The 17642-nt window shown below is 61.9% G+C and carries 12 protein-coding genes, 2 tRNA genes and 2 rRNA genes; 7 read left to right on the top strand and 9 right to left on the bottom strand.

The window, feature by feature from the left end; translation table 11 throughout:
• Nucleotides 1-11: 11 nt before the first annotated feature.
• From trpE to rpe, 3 genes are all read right to left on the bottom strand, one after another.
• A complete protein-coding gene (trpE, locus tag CFB34_RS21815) occupies nucleotides 12-1505 on the bottom strand; it encodes an anthranilate synthase component I (protein ID WP_039362349.1) in 1494 nt (497 codons plus the stop codon).
• 357 nt (nucleotides 1506-1862) lie between these two features.
• Entirely contained in the window at nucleotides 1863-2627 is a 765-nt protein-coding gene (locus tag CFB34_RS21810) for a phosphoglycolate phosphatase (protein ID WP_089439140.1), read from the bottom strand.
• 4 nt (nucleotides 2628-2631) lie between these two features.
• On the bottom strand, nucleotides 2632-3318 hold the full coding sequence (gene rpe / locus CFB34_RS21805) for a ribulose-phosphate 3-epimerase (protein WP_011883156.1): 687 nt from the start codon (nucleotides 3316-3318) through the stop codon (nucleotides 2632-2634).
• Nucleotides 3319-3496: 178 nt separating this feature from the next.
• Between rpe and apaG the strand changes: the two genes are divergently transcribed.
• The gene (gene apaG / locus CFB34_RS21800; RefSeq protein WP_011350820.1) at nucleotides 3497-3871 is read left to right on the top strand and encodes a Co2+/Mg2+ efflux protein ApaG; all 375 of its coding nucleotides are present in this window, start codon (nucleotides 3497-3499) and stop codon (nucleotides 3869-3871) included.
• Between the two features lie 22 nt (nucleotides 3872-3893).
• Here the strand turns inward: apaG and CFB34_RS39075 are convergent, their stop codons facing one another.
• The gene (locus CFB34_RS39075; RefSeq protein WP_256940834.1) at nucleotides 3894-4025 is read right to left on the bottom strand and encodes a hypothetical protein; all 132 of its coding nucleotides are present in this window, start codon (nucleotides 4023-4025) and stop codon (nucleotides 3894-3896) included.
• A gap of 28 nt (nucleotides 4026-4053) precedes the next feature.
• Between CFB34_RS39075 and CFB34_RS21795 the strand changes: the two genes are divergently transcribed.
• Complete coding sequence (locus tag CFB34_RS21795) at nucleotides 4054-5178, top strand: MltA domain-containing protein (protein ID WP_242808690.1); 1125 nt, start codon at nucleotides 4054-4056, stop codon at nucleotides 5176-5178.
• 264 nt (nucleotides 5179-5442) lie between these two features.
• Here CFB34_RS21795 and paaK read toward each other — a convergent pair whose 3' ends face one another.
• The 5 genes from paaK to paaN all read right to left on the bottom strand — a co-directional run bounded on the left by paaK (nucleotide 5443) and on the right by paaN (nucleotide 11067).
• Entirely contained in the window at nucleotides 5443-6741 is a 1299-nt protein-coding gene (paaK, locus tag CFB34_RS21790; RefSeq protein ID WP_089439141.1) for a phenylacetate--CoA ligase PaaK, read from the bottom strand.
• 38 nt (nucleotides 6742-6779) lie between these two features.
• Nucleotides 6780-7232 carry a hydroxyphenylacetyl-CoA thioesterase PaaI gene (paaI, locus tag CFB34_RS21785; RefSeq protein WP_071335534.1) on the bottom strand — a complete coding sequence of 151 codons (453 nt, stop codon included), beginning with the start codon at nucleotides 7230-7232 and terminating at the stop codon, nucleotides 6780-6782.
• A 1-nt stretch (nucleotide 7233) separates the two neighbouring features.
• The gene (gene paaG, locus CFB34_RS21780; protein ID WP_089439142.1) at nucleotides 7234-8025 is read right to left on the bottom strand and encodes a 2-(1,2-epoxy-1,2-dihydrophenyl)acetyl-CoA isomerase PaaG; all 792 of its coding nucleotides are present in this window, start codon (nucleotides 8023-8025) and stop codon (nucleotides 7234-7236) included.
• Between the two features lie 45 nt (nucleotides 8026-8070).
• Nucleotides 8071-9273: a 3-oxoadipyl-CoA thiolase gene (gene pcaF, locus CFB34_RS21775; RefSeq protein WP_089439143.1), complete on the bottom strand. Its 1203-nt coding sequence runs from the start codon at nucleotides 9271-9273 to the stop codon at nucleotides 8071-8073.
• Between the two features lie 87 nt (nucleotides 9274-9360).
• Entirely contained in the window at nucleotides 9361-11067 is a 1707-nt protein-coding gene (gene paaN / locus CFB34_RS21770; protein WP_089439144.1) for a phenylacetic acid degradation protein PaaN, read from the bottom strand.
• 129 nt (nucleotides 11068-11196) lie between these two features.
• Between paaN and CFB34_RS21765 the strand changes: the two genes are divergently transcribed.
• The 5 genes from CFB34_RS21765 (at nucleotide 11197) to CFB34_RS21745 (ending at nucleotide 17495) form a co-directional block, all read left to right on the top strand.
• Nucleotides 11197-11973 (top strand): enoyl-CoA hydratase, encoded by a 777-nt coding sequence (locus CFB34_RS21765; protein ID WP_069247041.1) that lies wholly within the window; start codon nucleotides 11197-11199, stop codon nucleotides 11971-11973.
• A gap of 566 nt (nucleotides 11974-12539) precedes the next feature.
• A 16S ribosomal RNA gene (locus tag CFB34_RS21760) occupies nucleotides 12540-14072 on the top strand.
• Nucleotides 14073-14135: 63 nt separating this feature from the next.
• Nucleotides 14136-14212 (top strand) — tRNA-Ile (locus CFB34_RS21755).
• Between the two features lie 44 nt (nucleotides 14213-14256).
• Nucleotides 14257-14332 (top strand) — tRNA-Ala (locus tag CFB34_RS21750).
• Nucleotides 14333-14613: 281 nt separating this feature from the next.
• Nucleotides 14614-17495, top strand: a 23S ribosomal RNA gene (locus tag CFB34_RS21745).
• The 16S and 23S rRNA genes sit together here with 2 tRNA genes alongside, the layout of an rRNA operon.
• The last annotated feature ends 147 nt before the right edge of the window (nucleotides 17496-17642 follow it).

The raw sequence follows: 17642 nt of genomic DNA, 5'->3' as shown, positions 1-17642 counted from the left end.
TCAGTCTCCGGTCAGAAGTCGCTATCGAGGCCGTCCTGGACCTGTTCGGCCGCACGCAGCACCGCGCGCGCCTTGTTCTCGGTCTCTTGCCATTCGGATTCGGGCACCGAATCCGCGACGACGCCGGCCGCCGCTTGCACGTACAGGTTGCCGTTGTGGATCAGGCCCGTGCGGATCGCGATCGCGAGATCCATCTCGCCCGAGAACGACAGGTAGCCGACGGCGCCGCCGTACAGCCCGCGCTTGACCGGCTCGAGCTCGTCGATCAGTTCCATCGCACGGACCTTCGGCGCGCCGGACAGCGTGCCGGCCGGGAACGTCGCGCGCAGCACGTCGTAGTTCGTCATGCCGGGCTTCAGCTTGCCTTCGACCGAGCTGACGATGTGCTGCACGTGCGAGTATTTCTCGATGACCATCTGGTCGGTCACGTGCACCGAGCCGATTTCCGCGATGCGGCCGACGTCGTTGCGTGCGAGGTCGATCAGCATCACGTGCTCGGCGATCTCCTTCGGATCGTTGAGCAACTCGGTCGCGAGTTCCGCGTCGCGTTCGGGCGTGTTGCCGCGCGGTCGCGTGCCAGCGAGCGGGCGGATCGTGACGATCTGGTCTTCGCCGCGCTTTTCCTGGCGTACGAGGATTTCCGGCGATGCGCCGACCACGTGGAAATCGCCGAAGTTGTAGTAGTACATGTACGGCGACGGATTCAGCGAACGCAGCGCGCGATACAGCGACAGCGGATTGTCGCGGTACGGTTTCGTCAGGCGCTGGCCGACCTGGATCTGCATCAGCTCGCCGGCCGCGATGTATTCCTTCGCCTGGCGCACGGCGGCCAGGTAGTCGTCCTTCTTGAATTCGCGGAACGTCTCGGTGCGCACGCTCGCCGACGTAACGGGCGGCTGCACGGTCGTGCGCAGGCGCTGCTTGAGTTCGCGCAGGCGCTGTTTCGCCTTCGTATAGGCTTCGGCCTGGCTCGGGTCCGCGTAGATGATCAGGTACAGCTTGCCGGCGAGGTTGTCGATGACCGCGACTTCCTCGGTCAGCAGCAACTGGATGTCGGGCAGGCCGAGATCGTCGCGCGGTGCGGTGTTTGCGAGCTTCTTCTCGATGTAGCGTACCGCGTCGTAGCCGAAGTAGCCGGCGAGACCGCCGCAAAAGCGTGGCAGGCCCGGGCGCTGCGCCACCTTGAAGCGCGCCTGGAACGATTCGATGAACTGGAACGGGTCGCCGTCATGCGTCTCGACGACCTGGCCGTCGCGCACGACTTCCGATACGCCGTTGCGGGTCCGCACGAGCGTACGGGCCGGCAGGCCGATGAACGAATAGCGGCCGAAGCGTTCGCCGCCGACCACCGATTCGAGCAGGAACGAGTTGGCGCCCGAGCGTTCGGGCTGGGCCAGCTTCAGGTAGAGGGACAGCGGCGTTTCGAGATCGGCGAGGGCTTCCGCGATCAGCGGGATGCGGTTGTAGCCTTCGTTCGCGAGCGATTGAAATTCGAGTTCGGTCATGTTCCGGTCCTGTTCGGGACGAGCGGCGCGTGCGCCAGGGATCACTTGACGCTGTGCAGGTTGCCGTCGGCGAAAGGGCGGTCGATCGAGAAGTGCCTGTTGCCGGCCGGCACTCCGGGCGTGAACGTCGCGAGCCTGCGGCCGAGCCGGAACGCAAGCGTTCGGACGCGGTAGAACTCGAGGTGGTGCGACGATCGGCGCGCGGATGCGCAGCGAGATAAAAAACGGCGCTGAAGACGTGCTTCAGCGTACCTCATCGAAGAGGTTAGCGCGACCAGCGACGCCAGGGCCAGGCTCCCCGGTCGATGCTGCTCAGACTCCGTTTTTTATTCAGAAACATGCAGATGGAAGAAATAATCAGAGGGTTGGCCGGCCGGCGTTGTGCGCGGAGATTGCGCGAGCCGCGACCAGCAACGAATCGACTATACCATCCGAATTTATCGTTTGTATAGCTTTGCCATGGTTGTAGCCGTACGGCACCGTCAGCGTCGCCATCCCGGCCGCGCGGCCTGCCAGCGCGTCGTTTTCCGAGTCGCCGATCGCGACTGCCGCATCCGGTGCGACGCCGAGCGCGTTGCAGGCCGTCAGCATCGGCAGCGGATCGGGCTTCTTGCGCGCGACGCTGTCGCCGCCGAGCACGATGCCGAAGCAATCGGCCAGCCCGTATTGCTCGAGCAGCTCGACCGCGAAGCGATGCGGCTTGTTCGTCACGCATGCGAGCCGGATGCCGGCTGCGCGCAGCGCGTCGAGGCCCGCGGCCACGTCCGGGTAGAGGCGTGTGTGGCGGCCGTTGATCTTCGCGTACTCGGTCTGGTAGATCGCCAGCGCGTCGTCGAAGCGGGCGTGCGCCTCGTCGGCCGCGAAGCGCGGCTTCAGCACGCTCTGGATCAGGTGTTCGGAGCCCTTGCCGACGTAGCCGATCACCTCGTCGCGCGACGTGGCCGGCGCGCCGAGCTGCGCGAGCATCCCGTTCAGGCCGGCCGTGAAATCGTCGGCCGTATCGACCATGGTGCCATCGAGATCGATCAGCGCCGCGTCGATGCGCGACGTGGCGAAGCGGATCGGGGCGGCTTGCGGCGCGGCTCCGGCCGGCGCATGGCCGGCGAGCGACGAGTCGGCCACGGCGTCAGCTCCGCTCGACGGTAGCGAGCGCGGCGCGCATCTCGTCGATCACCTTGCGGTAGTCGGGCTTGCCGAAGATCGCCGAACCCGCAACGAAGGTGTCGGCGCCGGCCGCCGCGATTTCCGCGATGTTGTCGGTCTTCACGCCACCGTCGACCTCGAGCAGGATCTCGCGGCCGGTGCGCTCGGTGTACGCGTCGATGCGTGCGCGTGCTTCGCGCAGCTTGTTCAGCGTTTCCGGAATGAACGACTGGCCGCCGAAGCCCGGGTTGACCGACATCAGCAGCACGAAGTCGAGGCGGTCCATCACGTGGTCGAGGTAGTTCAGCGGCGTGGCCGGGTTGAACACGAGGCCGGCCTTGCAGCCGTGGTCGCGGATCAGCGACAGCGTGCGGTCGATGTGATCGGAGCCTTCCGGGTGGAAGCTGATCAGGTTGGCACCGGCCTTCGCAAAATCGGGCACGATCCGGTCGACCGGGCGCACCATCAGGTGCACGTCGATCGGCACCTGTACGTGCGGGCGGATCGCTTCGCATACGAGCGGGCCGATGGTCAGGTTCGGCACGTAATGGTTGTCCATCACGTCGAAGTGGATCCAGTCGGCGCCGGCGGCGACCACGTTGCGGACTTCTTCGCCGAGCCGTGCGAAATCGGCCGACAGGATGCTGGGAGCGATGCGGAATTGGGTCATGGCAGGGGAGCGGGGACGTTGCGGCGCAAAACCGCCATTCTACCGTCCGCCGACCCGGTGCGCGGCGGCAGGCCGTGCGGTCGAGGCCGGATTGCGCATAGAATGCCGAACCAATGCGGCGCGCCCGCGGCCCCGTTGCCCATGCCGGCACGGGCGGTCATCTTCCAGCGGAAACACCATGAGTCAGTATCAATTCACCGTTTCGGTGAAAACCAGCTACTTGCCGGAACAATCCGACCCCGATCGCCGTCAATACGCATTCGCGTACACGCTGACGATCCGCAACACGGGACAGGTCGCGGCGCAGCTGATCGCGCGTCACTGGATCATCACGGACAGCGAGAACCACGTGCAGGAAGTGAAGGGGCTCGGCGTCGTCGGGCACCAGCCGCTGCTGCAGCCGGGCGAGCACTTCGAGTACACGAGCTGGGCCGTGATCGCGACACCGGTCGGCACGATGCGTGGCGCGTACTTCTGCGTGGCGGAGGACGGCGAGCGTTTCGAGGCGCCGGTCGACGAGTTCGCACTGCACATGCCGCGCACGCTGCATTGAGCGTGCGGAGTGCGTCAGGGTATTAGCGCGGCTTGCGGGTGTGCTTCTTTCTGCCCGACGACGTCCACACGACGATGAAGATCAGCAAGGCGAGCGCTACGAAGGCTTCGAGCGCGAAGATGAGCATCGGATATTGGTCGAGAAAATCTGACATGGCGGTTTCCATCAAGAACGGACATTGTATGTGGTTTGGGCCCCGGGTGGCCGGGTGGGTCGCGGCGGCTGCCGCGGCGGCGCTGCTGGCGGCGTGCGGTGGCGCGCCGACGCGGACGTCGTCGCTGAAGCCGCCGACCGGCGCGGCGATCGTGCCGGGACAGGTCGCCGCGAAGCGGCTCACGCCGGTCGCGTGGCAACAGGTGCCGGGCTGGCAGGACGATTCGCTGCTCGGCGCAACCGCCGCGCTGCGACAGAACTGCGTGCGGCTCGCGCGCCAGCCGGCCTGGACACGCGCCTGCGCGGCCGCCGACCGGCTCGACGAGCTCGACGTCAGCAGTGCACGCACGTTCTTCGAAACGTATTTCACGCCGTTCCAGCTTGCGAACACCGACGGTACGCTCGACGGGCTCGTGACCGGCTATTACGAGCCGCTGCTGCATGGTTCGCGCGTGCGTCGCGGTCCGTATCAGTACGCGCTCTACCGCTGGCCGGCCGGTTATCGCCCGGGCGCCGCGTTGCCGGCACGCGCGCAGCTCGAACGCGCCGGCATCCTGAACGGCAACGAACTCGTGTGGGTCGACGACCCGATCGAAGCGTTCTTCCTGCAGGTGCAGGGCTCGGGGCGTGTGCTGCTCGACGACGGTTCGGTGATGCGGGTCGGCTTCGGCGGCACCAACAACCAGCCGTACCGCTCGATCGGCAAGTGGCTGCTCGATCGCGGCGAGCTGACGCCCGCCCAAGCGACGATGCAGGGCATCAAGGCGTGGGCGAAGGCGAACCCGACGCGCGTCGACGCGTTGCTCGACACGAACCCGCGGTTCGTGTTCTTCCGCGACATGCCGACCAAGGAAGATGCACCGCACGGCGGCGCGGACGGCCCGATCGGCGCGCTGGGCGTGCCGCTGACGCCGGAGCGCTCGATCGCCGTCGATCCGTCGTCGATCCCGCTTGGCACGCCCGTGTTCCTGCAGACGACGCGCCCGCTGACGAATACGCCGATGAACCGGCTTGTTTTCGCGCAGGATACGGGCTCCGCGATCAAGGGCGGCGTGCGGGCTGACTATTTCTGGGGGCTCGGCGACGATGCAGGCGATCAGGCCGGGCGGATGAAGCAGGTCGGCCGGATGTGGCTGCTGTTCCCGAATTCGTGATGTGACGCGGCGCGGGTGGCTGGGGTTTCTCGGGTCATCGCCGATGCGGTAGACGCGGCATTCGTGGAAGCGGCGGTGTGCGTGGGGCACGTCGCTCGGATTGTGAGGGCGGACGCGCTGTGTCAGATTTCGTGATGCGCTTGTTGCGTCGGCGGATGCCCAAATGCATCCCGGAATGAAACAGCCCGATCGGTGTTGGCCGATCGGGCTGTTTCATTTGCAGCCACGGATTCACCGCGCGTGATTGACGCGCAGCGACTTTCGTCAGCCCCTGCGCTTGTCGACGACGCGTCGCGCCTTGCCGACTGACCGCTCGATCCCGTTCACGGGCAGCACGTTGATCACGGCCGTCACGCCGATCAGCGACTTGATGTCGTAGGCGAGCGCCTGTATTGCCGCATGGATCGCCGCCGTATCGGGTGCTGTCTCGGGGCAAGGCTCGACATTGAGCGTCATCACGTCGAGCGGACCTTCCTTCGTCAGCACGATCTGATAGTGTGGCGCGAGCGCGCGCTGCTTGAGCAACTGCTCCTCGATTTGCGTCGGGAACACGTTGACGCCGCGCACGATCATCATGTCGTCCGAGCGCCCGGTGATTTTCTCCATCCGGCGCATCGTGCGGGCAGTGCCGGGCAACAGCCGCGTGAGGTCGCGGGTCCGGTAGCGGACGATCGGCAGCGCCTCCTTCGTCAGCGACGTGAATACGAGCTCGCCGAGTTCGCCGTCCGGAAGCACTTCGCCGGTTTCGGGATCGATGATTTCCGGGTAGAAGTGGTCTTCCCAGATGGTCGGGCCGTCCTTAGTCTCGACGCATTCGGATGCGACGCCGGGGCCCATCACTTCGGACAGCCCGTAAATGTCGACCGCATCGATGCCCATCCGCTGCTCGATCGCGACGCGCATGTCGTTGGTCCAGGGTTCCGCGCCGAAGATGCCGATGCGCAGCGAACTCTGCACGGGATCGAGACCTTGGCGCTCGATTTCGTCGGCGATCGACAGCATGTAGCTCGGCGTCACCATGATGATGTCGGGTCGGAAATCCTGAATCAGCTGCACCTGCTTCTCGGTCTGGCCGCCACCGAACGGGATCACGGTCAGCCCTGCGCGTTCGGCGCCGTAGTGCGCGCCAAGCCCGCCCGTGAACAGGCCATAGCCGTAGCTGACGTGCACCTTGTCGCCGCGGCGCGCACCGGCGGCGCGGATCGAGCGCGCGACGAGATTCGCCCAAGTGTCGATGTCGCCGGCCGTATAGCCGACGACCGTCGGCTTGCCGGTCGTGCCCGACGACGCATGAATGCGCGAGATCTGGTCCTGCGGCACCGCGAACATCCCGAACGGGTAACTGTCGCGCAGGTCGCTCTTCGTCGTGAACGGGAAGCGCGACAGGTCGGCGAGCGTTTTCAGGTCGTCCGGGTGGACACCCGCGTCGTCGAACTTGCGACGATAGACGGGGGAGTGGTCATACGCATGCCGGAGCGACCACTTGAGGCGCTCGAGCTGCAGCGCGGTCAGCTCGTCGCGTGAGGCGGTCTCGATCGGCTCGAGCGGTAGCGGGGTAGTCATGCATGTCTCCAGTGTTTGTTATGTGCGAGCCGTCGACGTCAGCGGTCTTCCGGGATGACCGTGCCCTTGATCTGGGCGGATTTGCCGCGAAACATCGCGACGGTTTCGCCGGTCTGGTTCGTGACGCGGATGTCGTAGATGCCTTGGCGGCCGGCGCGCGCCTGCTCGATCGCCTCGGCCGTCAGCACGTCATCGCCGTGCACGGGGCGCAGGAATTCGATCGAGCAGCCGGCCGCGACGGTATTCACGTTGTACGAGTTACACGCGAACGCGAACGTCGAATCGGCCAGCGTGAAGATGATCCCGCCATGGCAGGTCTGATGCCCGTTCAGGAATTCGGGCCGCACGCGCATCTGCAGGCGCGCGTAGCCGGCGCGTACTTCGGCGATTTCCATCCCGAACGCACGGCTGCATGCGTCGGCGTCGTACATGGCCCGCGCGGTGGCGCGGGCGAGCGCATCGGGGTCGAGCGTGGCAGTGGCGTTCGTCATGTCAACGCCCCTCGAAGCGCGGCGCGCGCTTCTCGATGAATGCCTTCACGCCTTCCGCGTAGTCGTGCGACTGGCCGAGCCTGCGCTGCAGGTCGCGTTCCATGTCGAGTTGCTGGTCGAGCGTGTTCGTGACACTGGCACGCATCGATTGCTTGATCGATGCGATCGCGAGCGTCGGCTGCTGCGCGAGCTGGGTGGCGAGCTGGCGGGCTGACGCAGCGAGCGCGTCGTCGTCGACCGCGCGCCAGATCAAGCCCCATTGCTCGGCCTGTTCGGCGCCGAGCTTGTCGCCGGTCAGCGCGAGCCCCAGCGCGCGTGCCATGCCGACGCGTTGCGGCAGGAACCACGTACCGCCCGAATCGGGCACGAGACCGATCTTGACGAAGGCCTGGATGAAGCTGCTCGAGCGGGCGGCGAACACGAGATCGCAGGCGAGCGCGAGATTCGCACCGGCGCCGGCCGCGGTGCCGTTGACGGCGGCGATCACCGGAATCGGCAGATGCTGCAGGCGGCGGATCAGTGGATTGAAGTGCTCGTCGATCAGCGCGCCGAGATCGGTGGACGCGCCCGGCGTGAAGTCGAGATCAGCCAGGTCCTGGCCCGCGCAGAAGCCGCGCCCCGCACCTGTCAGGATCAGCGCGCGCGCACCGGCCGCCTCGACATCATCGAGCGCCGACTGCAACTCGCGATGCATCGCCCGCGTAAAGCTGTTCAGCTTGTCGGGGCGGTTGAGGGTAATCGTGGCTACGTTCGAGGCCTGATCGATTTCCAGCTGAATCGCCTGATAGGACATGCAGTGTCTCCTTCATGACTTCGTTATAGGCGCGCCGTGCGTGGGTTACACCCGTTCGATCGCGAGTGCGATGCCCTGGCCGACGCCGATGCACATCGTACAGAGCGCAAAGCGGCCGCCCGTACGCTCGAGTTGGTGGAGCGCCGTGGTCACGAGCCGGGCGCCCGATGCGCCGAGCGGATGGCCCAGTGCAATCGCGCCGCCGTTCGGGTTCACGCGCGGATCGTCGTCGGCGACGCCGAGCATGCGCAGCACCGCGAGACCTTGGGACGCGAACGCCTCGTTCAGCTCGATCACGTCGAATTGATCGATGGTCATGCCGAGTTGGTGCAGCAGTTTTTGCGTGGCCGGCGCGGGGCCGATGCCCATCACGCGCGGCGCGACGCCGGCTGTCGCCATGCCGATGACGCGTGCGCGGCGGCGCAGGCCGTACTGGTCGGCTGCCTGCGCATTGGCGAGCAGCAGCGCGCACGCACCGTCGTTGACGCCCGAGGCGTTGCCGGCCGTCACCGAGCCGTCCGGACGCACGACGCCCTTCAGCTTCGCGAGCGCTTCGAGCGATGTCTCGCGCGGATGCTCGTCGCGCGACACGACCAGCGGATCGCCTTTCTTCTGCGGAACCGTGACGGCAACGATTTCGTCGGCGAGCGTACCGTCCTGCTGCGCACGCGCGGCCTTTTGCTGGCTGCGCAGCGCGAACAGATCCTGGTCGGCGCGGCTGATGTTGTAGTCGACCGCGACGTTTTCGGCCGTCTCGGGCATCGAATCGACGCCATAAAGTTGTTTCATCAGGGGATTGATGAAGCGCCAGCCGATCGTCGTGTCGAAGATGTCGGCCTGGCGTGCGAACGCGCTCGGGGCCTTGCCCATCACGAACGGCGCACGCGTCATGCTCTCGACGCCGCCCGCGATCATCAGACGCGCCTCGCCGGCCTTGATCGCGCGCGCGGCTGTACCGACCGCATCCATCCCGGAGCCGCACAGCCGGTTCAGCGTCGTGCCGGGCACGTCGGTCGGCAGGCCCGCGAGCAACGCCGACATGCGGGCGACGTTGCGGTTGTCCTCGCCGGCCTGGTTTGCGCAGCCGTAGATCACATCGTCGATTGCCGTCCAGTCGACGTCACGGTTGCGCTCGACGAGCGCCTTGAGCGGCACTGCACCGAGGTCGTCGGCGCGGACGTCTTTCAGGGCGCCGCCGTAGCGGCCAATGGGAGTGCGAATCGCGTCGCAGATAAAGGCGTCTGTCATGGGCGTATCGATGAGCAACGAACCCGCCGGGTGGCGGATTCGTTCATGGTAGAGAACGTGGCGGCGTTTGCACGTCGGCCATTCGGGTTATGCCGGTTGGCCGGCTTCCACGGGTGCTGCTTTCGGCGCAACATGGACACGGCTTTGCACTACGCGGAACCGGTTGGCGACGAACGCCGGGTCGGCCAGCGCCGCGTTGGCTGCCGGATTCGCGCCCGTGCCGTGGAAATCCGAGAACGCTGCCGACTGGTTCACGAACACGCCGCCCGTCAGGTTGATCGACAGTGCGACGCCACCGCGTACCGCCGCATCGTGGGCGGCGTCGACGATCCCGTCGTCGGTGCTGTAGACGGAGAGGGTCAGCGCGCCATGTTCCGCCGCGATTTCCCCGGCGAGGTCGAGCGACTGCGCGGTCGAGTCGGTCGCGATCACGAACGAGATCGGGCCGAACCACTCCTGCGTGAATTTCTCGCGATCGGCCACGTCGAGTTGCAGCACGAGCGGCGTGCGCACGCGGGCATCAGGGAACGCAGGGTGCTGGAGGGTCAGGCTGTCGGCGAGCACGCGGCCGAGCTTGCGTGCGTTGTCGATGCGCGCGGTCACGCTTTCGTTCTGGATGGCGCCGATCAGTTCGACCGAGCGTGCCGGGTCGCCGGTGAGTTTTTGCACGGCAACGGCGATGGCCTGTGCGACCTCGTCGAAGCTCGCATGGCCGTCCGCCGTCCGGATGCCGTCGCGCGGCACGTAGATGTTCTGCGGTGCCGTGCACATCTGGCCGGAGTACAGCGCCAGCGAAAACGCGATGTTCTTGGCAGCGGCCTTCAGGTCGTCGGTCGAGTCGATCACGATCTGGTTGACGCCAGCCTTCTCTGTATAGACCTGTGCCTGATGGGCATGGCGTTCGAGCCACGTGCCGTTTTGCGTGCTGCCGGTGAAGTCGATCAGCTTGATCTCGGGGCGCAGCGCGAGATCCTGGACGAGTGCGCCGTCGTTGGGTTCGGTCGCGAGGAGCGTGACGACGTTCGGATCGAAACCGGCTTCGCGCAGCACGTCGCGAGCGATCCGGACGGTGATGGCGAGCGGCAGGATCGCGCCCGGATGCGGCTTGACGATCACGGTGTTGCCGGTTGCGAGATCGGCGAACAGGCCGGGATAGCCGTTCCAGGTCGGGAAGGTGCAGCAGCCGAGCACGAGCCCGGTGCCGCGCGGGACGATCGTGTAGCGCTTGTGCATCGCGAGCGGCGGGTTCTTGCCTTGCGGCTTTTCCCAGTGTGCGTCGGCCGGGATGCGGCGCAGTTCATCCCATGCATAGGCGACTGCCTCGAGCGCGCGATCTTGTGCGTGCGGGCCGCCGGCCTGGAACGCCATCATGAATGCCTGCCCCGTGGTGTGCATCACGCTGTAGGCGATTTCGAAGCTGGCGCGATTCAGGCGCGCGAGGATTTCGAGACTGACGCCGATCCAGGCGCTCGGGCCGGCTTCGCGCCATGAGCGCTGTGCTGCGGCAGCGGCAGCGATCAGCTCGTCGGGCGTCGACTTCGGATACCGGAGGCCCAGTGCAATACCGTACGGCGAGCGCTCTGCGCCGACCGTTTCTCCTGATACCGGCTGGTCGATCGCGAACGTCTTGTCGAGATGCGACTTGAACGCGGCCTCGCCATCTGCGTTCGCGCTTTCCCCGTACACTTTGGGGCTCGGCATTTCGGCGAACGGGCTCCAGTACCCGCGGCTCTCGATGGCGGCGAGTGCGTGTTTCAGCGTGTCTTCGTGCTTCGTGAACAGTGCATGGGTCATGGCTGCGGCCTGATGGACGTTGAGAGGGGTTGGATCGATTAATTAACCGACCGGTTGGTCGGAGAATGGTAGCATCAAACTATTCGCATGTGCGAGGCGTTTCTCATTTCATTGATCGAGGAGAAATAGATGGCTTACGAGAACATCCTGGTGGAGACCCGGGGGCGTGTCGGGCTGGTTACGCTGAACCGTCCGAAGGCGCTGAATGCGCTGAACGATGCACTGATGGATGAACTGGGGGCCGCGCTGAAGGCGTTCGATGCGGACGATGGCATCGGCGCGATCGTCGTGACCGGGAGCGAGAAGGCGTTCGCGGCGGGCGCCGACATCGGCATGATGGCGACCTACTCCTATATGGATGTCTACCGGGGCGACTACATCACGCGCAACTGGGAGACGGTCCGTGAGATCCGCAAGCCGATCATTGCCGCGGTTTCGGGCTTTGCATTGGGTGGTGGCTGCGAGCTGGCCATGATGTGCGACATCATCTTTGCGGCGGACACGGCCAAGTTCGGCCAGCCGGAAATCAAGCTGGGTGTCATGCCGGGTGCGGGCGGCACGCAGCGCTTGCCGCGCGCGGTATCGAAAGCGAAGGCGATGGACATGTGCCTGACTGCCCGTTTCATGGACGCAGCCGAAGCGGAGCGCGCGGGGCTCGTGTCGCGCGTGCTGCCGGCCGACACGCTGCTCGACGAGGCGCTTGCCGCCGCGGCGACGATCGCCGAGTTTTCGCTGCCGGCGGTCATGATGGTCAAGGAGTCGGTGAACCGTGCGTACGAGACGACGCTGGCCGAAGGCGTCCATTTCGAACGTCGGCTATTCCATTCGCTGTTCGCGACTGAGGACCAGAAGGAGGGGATGGCGGCATTCGTCGAAAAGCGGAAGCCGGTGTTCAAGCACCGCTGATCGTGCTGTCAGGGTAGGCGGCGGGAGGTTGGTCAGTATCGATTGCCGGCATGATTGCTTGGCCCGCCAAGCCCGAAGCCCCCGTGCGCGGTAGCGCACGGGGGCTTTTTCAAAATATTTTCACAAAGGGCTTGCGTAGACGGGGGTGGGTGCTTAGAATCACGCCTCTTTCGCGCTAACGGAAACGCGGCGCGGGAGAAGGGAAGCAGGGCGGGTGGTGTGCCGGAGTCTGGAGCGCGCAGCTAGCCTGGAGGTTGAGCCCCGCAGTCGCAACGATGGTGTTAAAAAGTTGTTGACGAACTGCGAAACACGGTTCATAATCTCGCTTCTCTGCTGCTGAAAACGCAGCGCTGCCGGGAAGCACGAAGTTCCTCGCAGAATGCTCTTTAAAAATTAACAGCCGATAAGTGTGGGCGCTTGATGAAAGCGAGCTGATCCTCGGATCAGATAGCGAAAGTATCAAGAGTCTCACACTAAAGTAAGTCAGGTTTATGAAGTAATTCATTTACCTGTCAGCTTTGAGTGAGCGACCGGTTCTTAACTGAACCGAAAACAGTAACAGGTTTAAACTGAAGAGTTTGATCCTGGCTCAGATTGAACGCTGGCGGCATGCCTTACACATGCAAGTCGAACGGCAGCACGGGTGCTTGCACCTGGTGGCGAGTGGCGAACGGGTGAGTAATACATCGGAACATGTCCTGTAGTGGGGGATAGCCCGGCGAAAGCCGGATTAATACCGCATACGATCTACGGATGAAAGCGGGGGACCTTCGGGCCTCGCGCTATAGGGTTGGCCGATGGCTGATTAGCTAGTTGGTGGGGTAAAGGCCTACCAAGGCGACGATCAGTAGCTGGTCTGAGAGGACGACCAGCCACACTGGGACTGAGACACGGCCCAGACTCCTACGGGAGGCAGCAGTGGGGAATTTTGGACAATGGGCGAAAGCCTGATCCAGCAATGCCGCGTGTGTGAAGAAGGCCTTCGGGTTGTAAAGCACTTTTGTCCGGAAAGAAATCCTTGACTCTAATACAGTCGGGGGATGACGGTACCGGAAGAATAAGCACCGGCTAACTACGTGCCAGCAGCCGCGGTAATACGTAGGGTGCGAGCGTTAATCGGAATTACTGGGCGTAAAGCGTGCGCAGGCGGTTTGCTAAGACCGATGTGAAATCCCCGGGCTCAACCTGGGAACTGCATTGGTGACTGGCAGGCTAGAGTATGGCAGAGGGGGGTAGAATTCCACGTGTAGCAGTGAAATGCGTAGAGATGTGGAGGAATACCGATGGCGAAGGCAGCCCCCTGGGCCAATACTGACGCTCATGCACGAAAGCGTGGGGAGCAAACAGGATTAGATACCCTGGTAGTCCACGCCCTAAACGATGTCAACTAGTTGTTGGGGATTCATTTCCTTAGTAACGTAGCTAACGCGTGAAGTTGACCGCCTGGGGAGTACGGTCGCAAGATTAAAACTCAAAGGAATTGACGGGGACCCGCACAAGCGGTGGATGATGTGGATTAATTCGATGCAACGCGAAAAACCTTACCTACCCTTGACATGGTCGGAATCCCGCTGAGAGGTGGGAGTGCTCGAAAGAGAACCGGCGCACAGGTGCTGCATGGCTGTCGTCAGCTCGTGTCGTGAGATGTTGGGTTAAGTCCCGCAACGAGCGCAACCCTTGTCCTTAGTTGCTACGCAAGAGCACTCTAAGGAGACTGCCGGTGACAAACCGGAGGAAGGTGGGGATGACGTCAAGTCCTCATGGCCCTTATGGGTAGGGCTTCACACGTCATACAATGGTCGGAACAGAGGGTTGCCAACCCGCGAGGGGGAGCTAATCCCAGAAAACCGATCGTAGTCCGGATTGCACTCTGCAACTCGAGTGCATGAAGCTGGAATCGCTAGTAATCGCGGATCAGCATGCCGCGGTGAATACGTTCCCGGGTCTTGTACACACCGCCCGTCACACCATGGGAGTGGGTTTTACCAGAAGTGGCTAGTCTAACCGCAAGGAGGACGGTCACCACGGTAGGATTCATGACTGGGGTGAAGTCGTAACAAGGTAGCCGTATCGGAAGGTGCGGCTGGATCACCTCCTTTCCAGAGCTTCTCGCCAAGTTGAGCGCTCACGCTTATCGGCTGTAAATTTAAAGACAGACTCAGGGGTCTGTAGCTCAGTCGGTTAGAGCACCGTCTTGATAAGGCGGGGGTCGTTGGTTCGAATCCAACCAGACCCACCATTGTCTTGTCTGGCGGTAGGTACCTGAGGCAAATCTGTACTCATGGGGGCATAGCTCAGCTGGGAGAGCACCTGCTTTGCAAGCAGGGGGTCGTCGGTTCGATCCCGTCTGCCTCCACCAATCTTCAATGACAAGCATTCGACTTGAGTCGAATCTTTGTCATTGGCGATTGAGCCAGTCAGAGGATATCAACAGATATCGGCTGTCGTTCTTTAACAATCTGGAAGAAGCAAGTAATTTGGATAGCGGAAGCGTCTTGAGATGGACGTGGAAACTATCCGGGTTGTGATTGTATCGATGTATCTCAAGATGATTCGAACTCTATGTTCGACTTAAATTGGAATACGGCACAACGCGAGAACTCAACCTGTAGCGACTGTCGCGAGACAGACTCGTTATAGGGTCAAGCGAACAAGTGCATGTGGTGGATGCCTTGGCGATCACAGGCGATGAAGGACGCGGTAGCCTGCGAAAAGCTACGGGGAGCTGGCAAACAAGCTTTGATCCGTAGATGTCCGAATGGGGAAACCCACTCCTTTTGGAGTATCCATGGCTGAATACATAGGCCATGTGAAGCGAACGCGGTGAACTGAAACATCTAAGTAACCGCAGGAAAAGAAATCAACCGAGATTCCCAAAGTAGTGGCGAGCGAAATGGGATGAGCCTTGCACTCTTTATTTGTATTGTTAGCCGAACGCTCTGGAAAGTGCGGCCATAGCAGGTGATAGCCCTGTAGGCGAAAACAGTATGAAAGAACTAGGTGTGCGACAAGTAGGGCGGGACACGTGAAATCCTGTCTGAAGATGGGGGGACCATCCTCCAAGGCTAAATACTCGTGATCGACCGATAGTGAACCAGTACCGTGAGGGAAAGGCGAAAAGAACCCCGGGAGGGGAGTGAAATAGATCCTGAAACCGCATGCATACAAACAGTCGGAGCCTCGAAAGGGGTGACGGCGTACCTTTTGTATAATGGGTCAGCGACTTACGTTCAGTAGCAAGCTTAACCGTATAGGGCAGGCGTAGCGAAAGCGAGTCCGAATAGGGCGTTCAGTTGCTGGGCGTAGACCCGAAACCAAGTGATCTATCCATGGCCAGGATGAAGGTGCGGTAACACGTACTGGAGGTCCGAACCCACTAACGTTGAAAAGTTAGGGGATGAGCTGTGGATAGGGGTGAAAGGCTAAACAAACTTGGAAATAGCTGGTTCTCTCCGAAAACTATTTAGGTAGTGCCTCGTGTCTCACCTTCGGGGGTAGAGCACTGTCATGGTTGGGGGGTCTATTGCAGATTACCCCGCCATAGCAAACTCCGAATACCGAAGAGTGCAATCACGGGAGACAGACATCGGGTGCTAACGTCCGGTGTCAAGAGGGAAACAACCCAGACCGCCAGCTAAGGTCCCCAAATATAGCTAAGTGGGAAACGAAGTGGGAAGGCTAAAACAGTCAGGAGGTTGGCTTAGAAGCAGCCACCCTTTAAAGAAAGCGTAATAGCTCACTGATCGAGTCGTCCTGCGCGGAAGATGTAACGGGGCTAAGCTATATACCGAAGCTGCGGATGCGTGCTTTGCACGCATGGTAGGAGAGCGTTCCGTAAGCCTGCGAAGGTGCGTTGAAAAGCGTGCTGGAGGTATCGGAAGTGCGAATGCTGACATGAGTAGCGATAAAGGGGGTGAAAGGCCCCCTCGCCGTAAGCCCAAGGTTTCCTACGCAACGTTCATCGGCGTAGGGTGAGTCGGCCCCTAAGGCGAGGCAGAAATGCGTAGCTGATGGGAAGCAGGTCAATATTCCTGCACCATTGTTAGATGCGATGGGGGGACGGATCGCGGAAGGTTGTCCGGGTGTTGGAAGTCCCGGTCGCTGCATTGGAGAAGGCGCTTAGGCAAATCCGGGCGCGTAATTCAAGGGTGTGGCGCGAGCTCCTTAGGGAGCGAAGCAATTGGAAGTGGTTCCAAGAAAAGCCTCTAAGCTTCAGTCTAACGATGACCGTACCGCAAACCGACACAGGTGGGCGAGATGAGTATTCTAAGGCGCTTGAGAGAACTCGGGAGAAGGAACTCGGCAAATTGGTACCGTAACTTCGGGATAAGGTACGCCCTTGTAGCTTGACTGGCCTGCGCCAGGAGGGTGAAGGGGTTGCAATAAACTGGTGGCTGCGACTGTTTAATAAAAACACAGCACTCTGCAAACACGAAAGTGGACGTATAGGGTGTGACGCCTGCCCGGTGCCGGAAGATTAAATGATGGGGTGCAAGCTCTTGATTGAAGTCCCGGTAAACGGCGGCCGTAACTATAACGGTCCTAAGGTAGCGAAATTCCTTGTCGGGTAAGTTCCGACCTGCACGAATGGCGTAACGATGGCCACACTGTCTCCTCCCGAGACTCAGCGAAGTTGAAGTGTTTGTGATGATGCAATCTACCCGCGGCTAGACGGAAAGACCCCATGAACCTTTACTGTAGCTTTGCATTGGACTTTGAACCGATCTGTGTAGGATAGGTGGGAGGCTATGAAACCGGAACGCTAGTTTCGGTGGAGCCGTCCTTGAAATACCACCCTGGTTTGTTTGAGGTTCTAACCTTGGCCCGTGATCCGGGTCGGGGACAGTGCATGGTAGGCAGTTTGACTGGGGCGGTCTCCTCCCAAAGCGTAACGGAGGAGTACGAAGGTACGCTAGGTACGGTCGGAAATCGTGCTGATAGTGCAATGGCATAAGCGTGCTTAACTGCGAGACCGACAAGTCGAGCAGGTGCGAAAGCAGGTCATAGTGATCCGGTGGTTCTGTATGGAAGGGCCATCGCTCAACGGATAAAAGGTACTCTGGGGATAACAGGCTGATACCGCCCAAGAGTTCATATCGACGGCGGTGTTTGGCACCTCGATGTCGGCTCATCTCATCCTGGGGCTGTAGCCGGTCCCAAGGGTATGGCTGTTCGCCATTTAAAGAGGTACGTGAGCTGGGTTTAAAACGTCGTGAGACAGTTTGGTCCCTATCTGCCGTGGGCGTTGGATATTTGAAGGGGGCTGCTCCTAGTACGAGAGGACCGGAGTGGACGAACCTCTGGTGTACCGGTTGTCACGCCAGTGGCATCGCCGGGTAGCTATGTTCGGAAGAGATAACCGCTGAAAGCATCTAAGCGGGAAACTCGCCTTAAGATGAGATATCCCTGGGGACTAGATCCCCTTGAAGGGTCGTTCGAGACCAGGACGTTGATAGGTCAGGTGTGTAAGCGCAGTAATGCGTTCAGCTAACTGATACTAATTGCCCGTAAGGCTTGATCCTATAACAAGTCTGCCTTGTAGATCGGCGCCGTGCCCTGCACGAGCTGCGATCCCAAGCGACAAGTTGGATTCTCGTGTGTGATACACACAACTCAAGATTACTGCTTCTTCCCGGATTGGTTTTGCTGCGAAGCCAGCACAACAACCC

The organism is Burkholderia sp. HI4860 (assembly GCF_002223045.2).
GTDB lineage: Bacteria > Pseudomonadota > Gammaproteobacteria > Burkholderiales > Burkholderiaceae > Burkholderia.
Note: the sequence above shows the minus strand (reverse complement) of the source record. Positions and strands in the feature narration are given on the sequence as shown.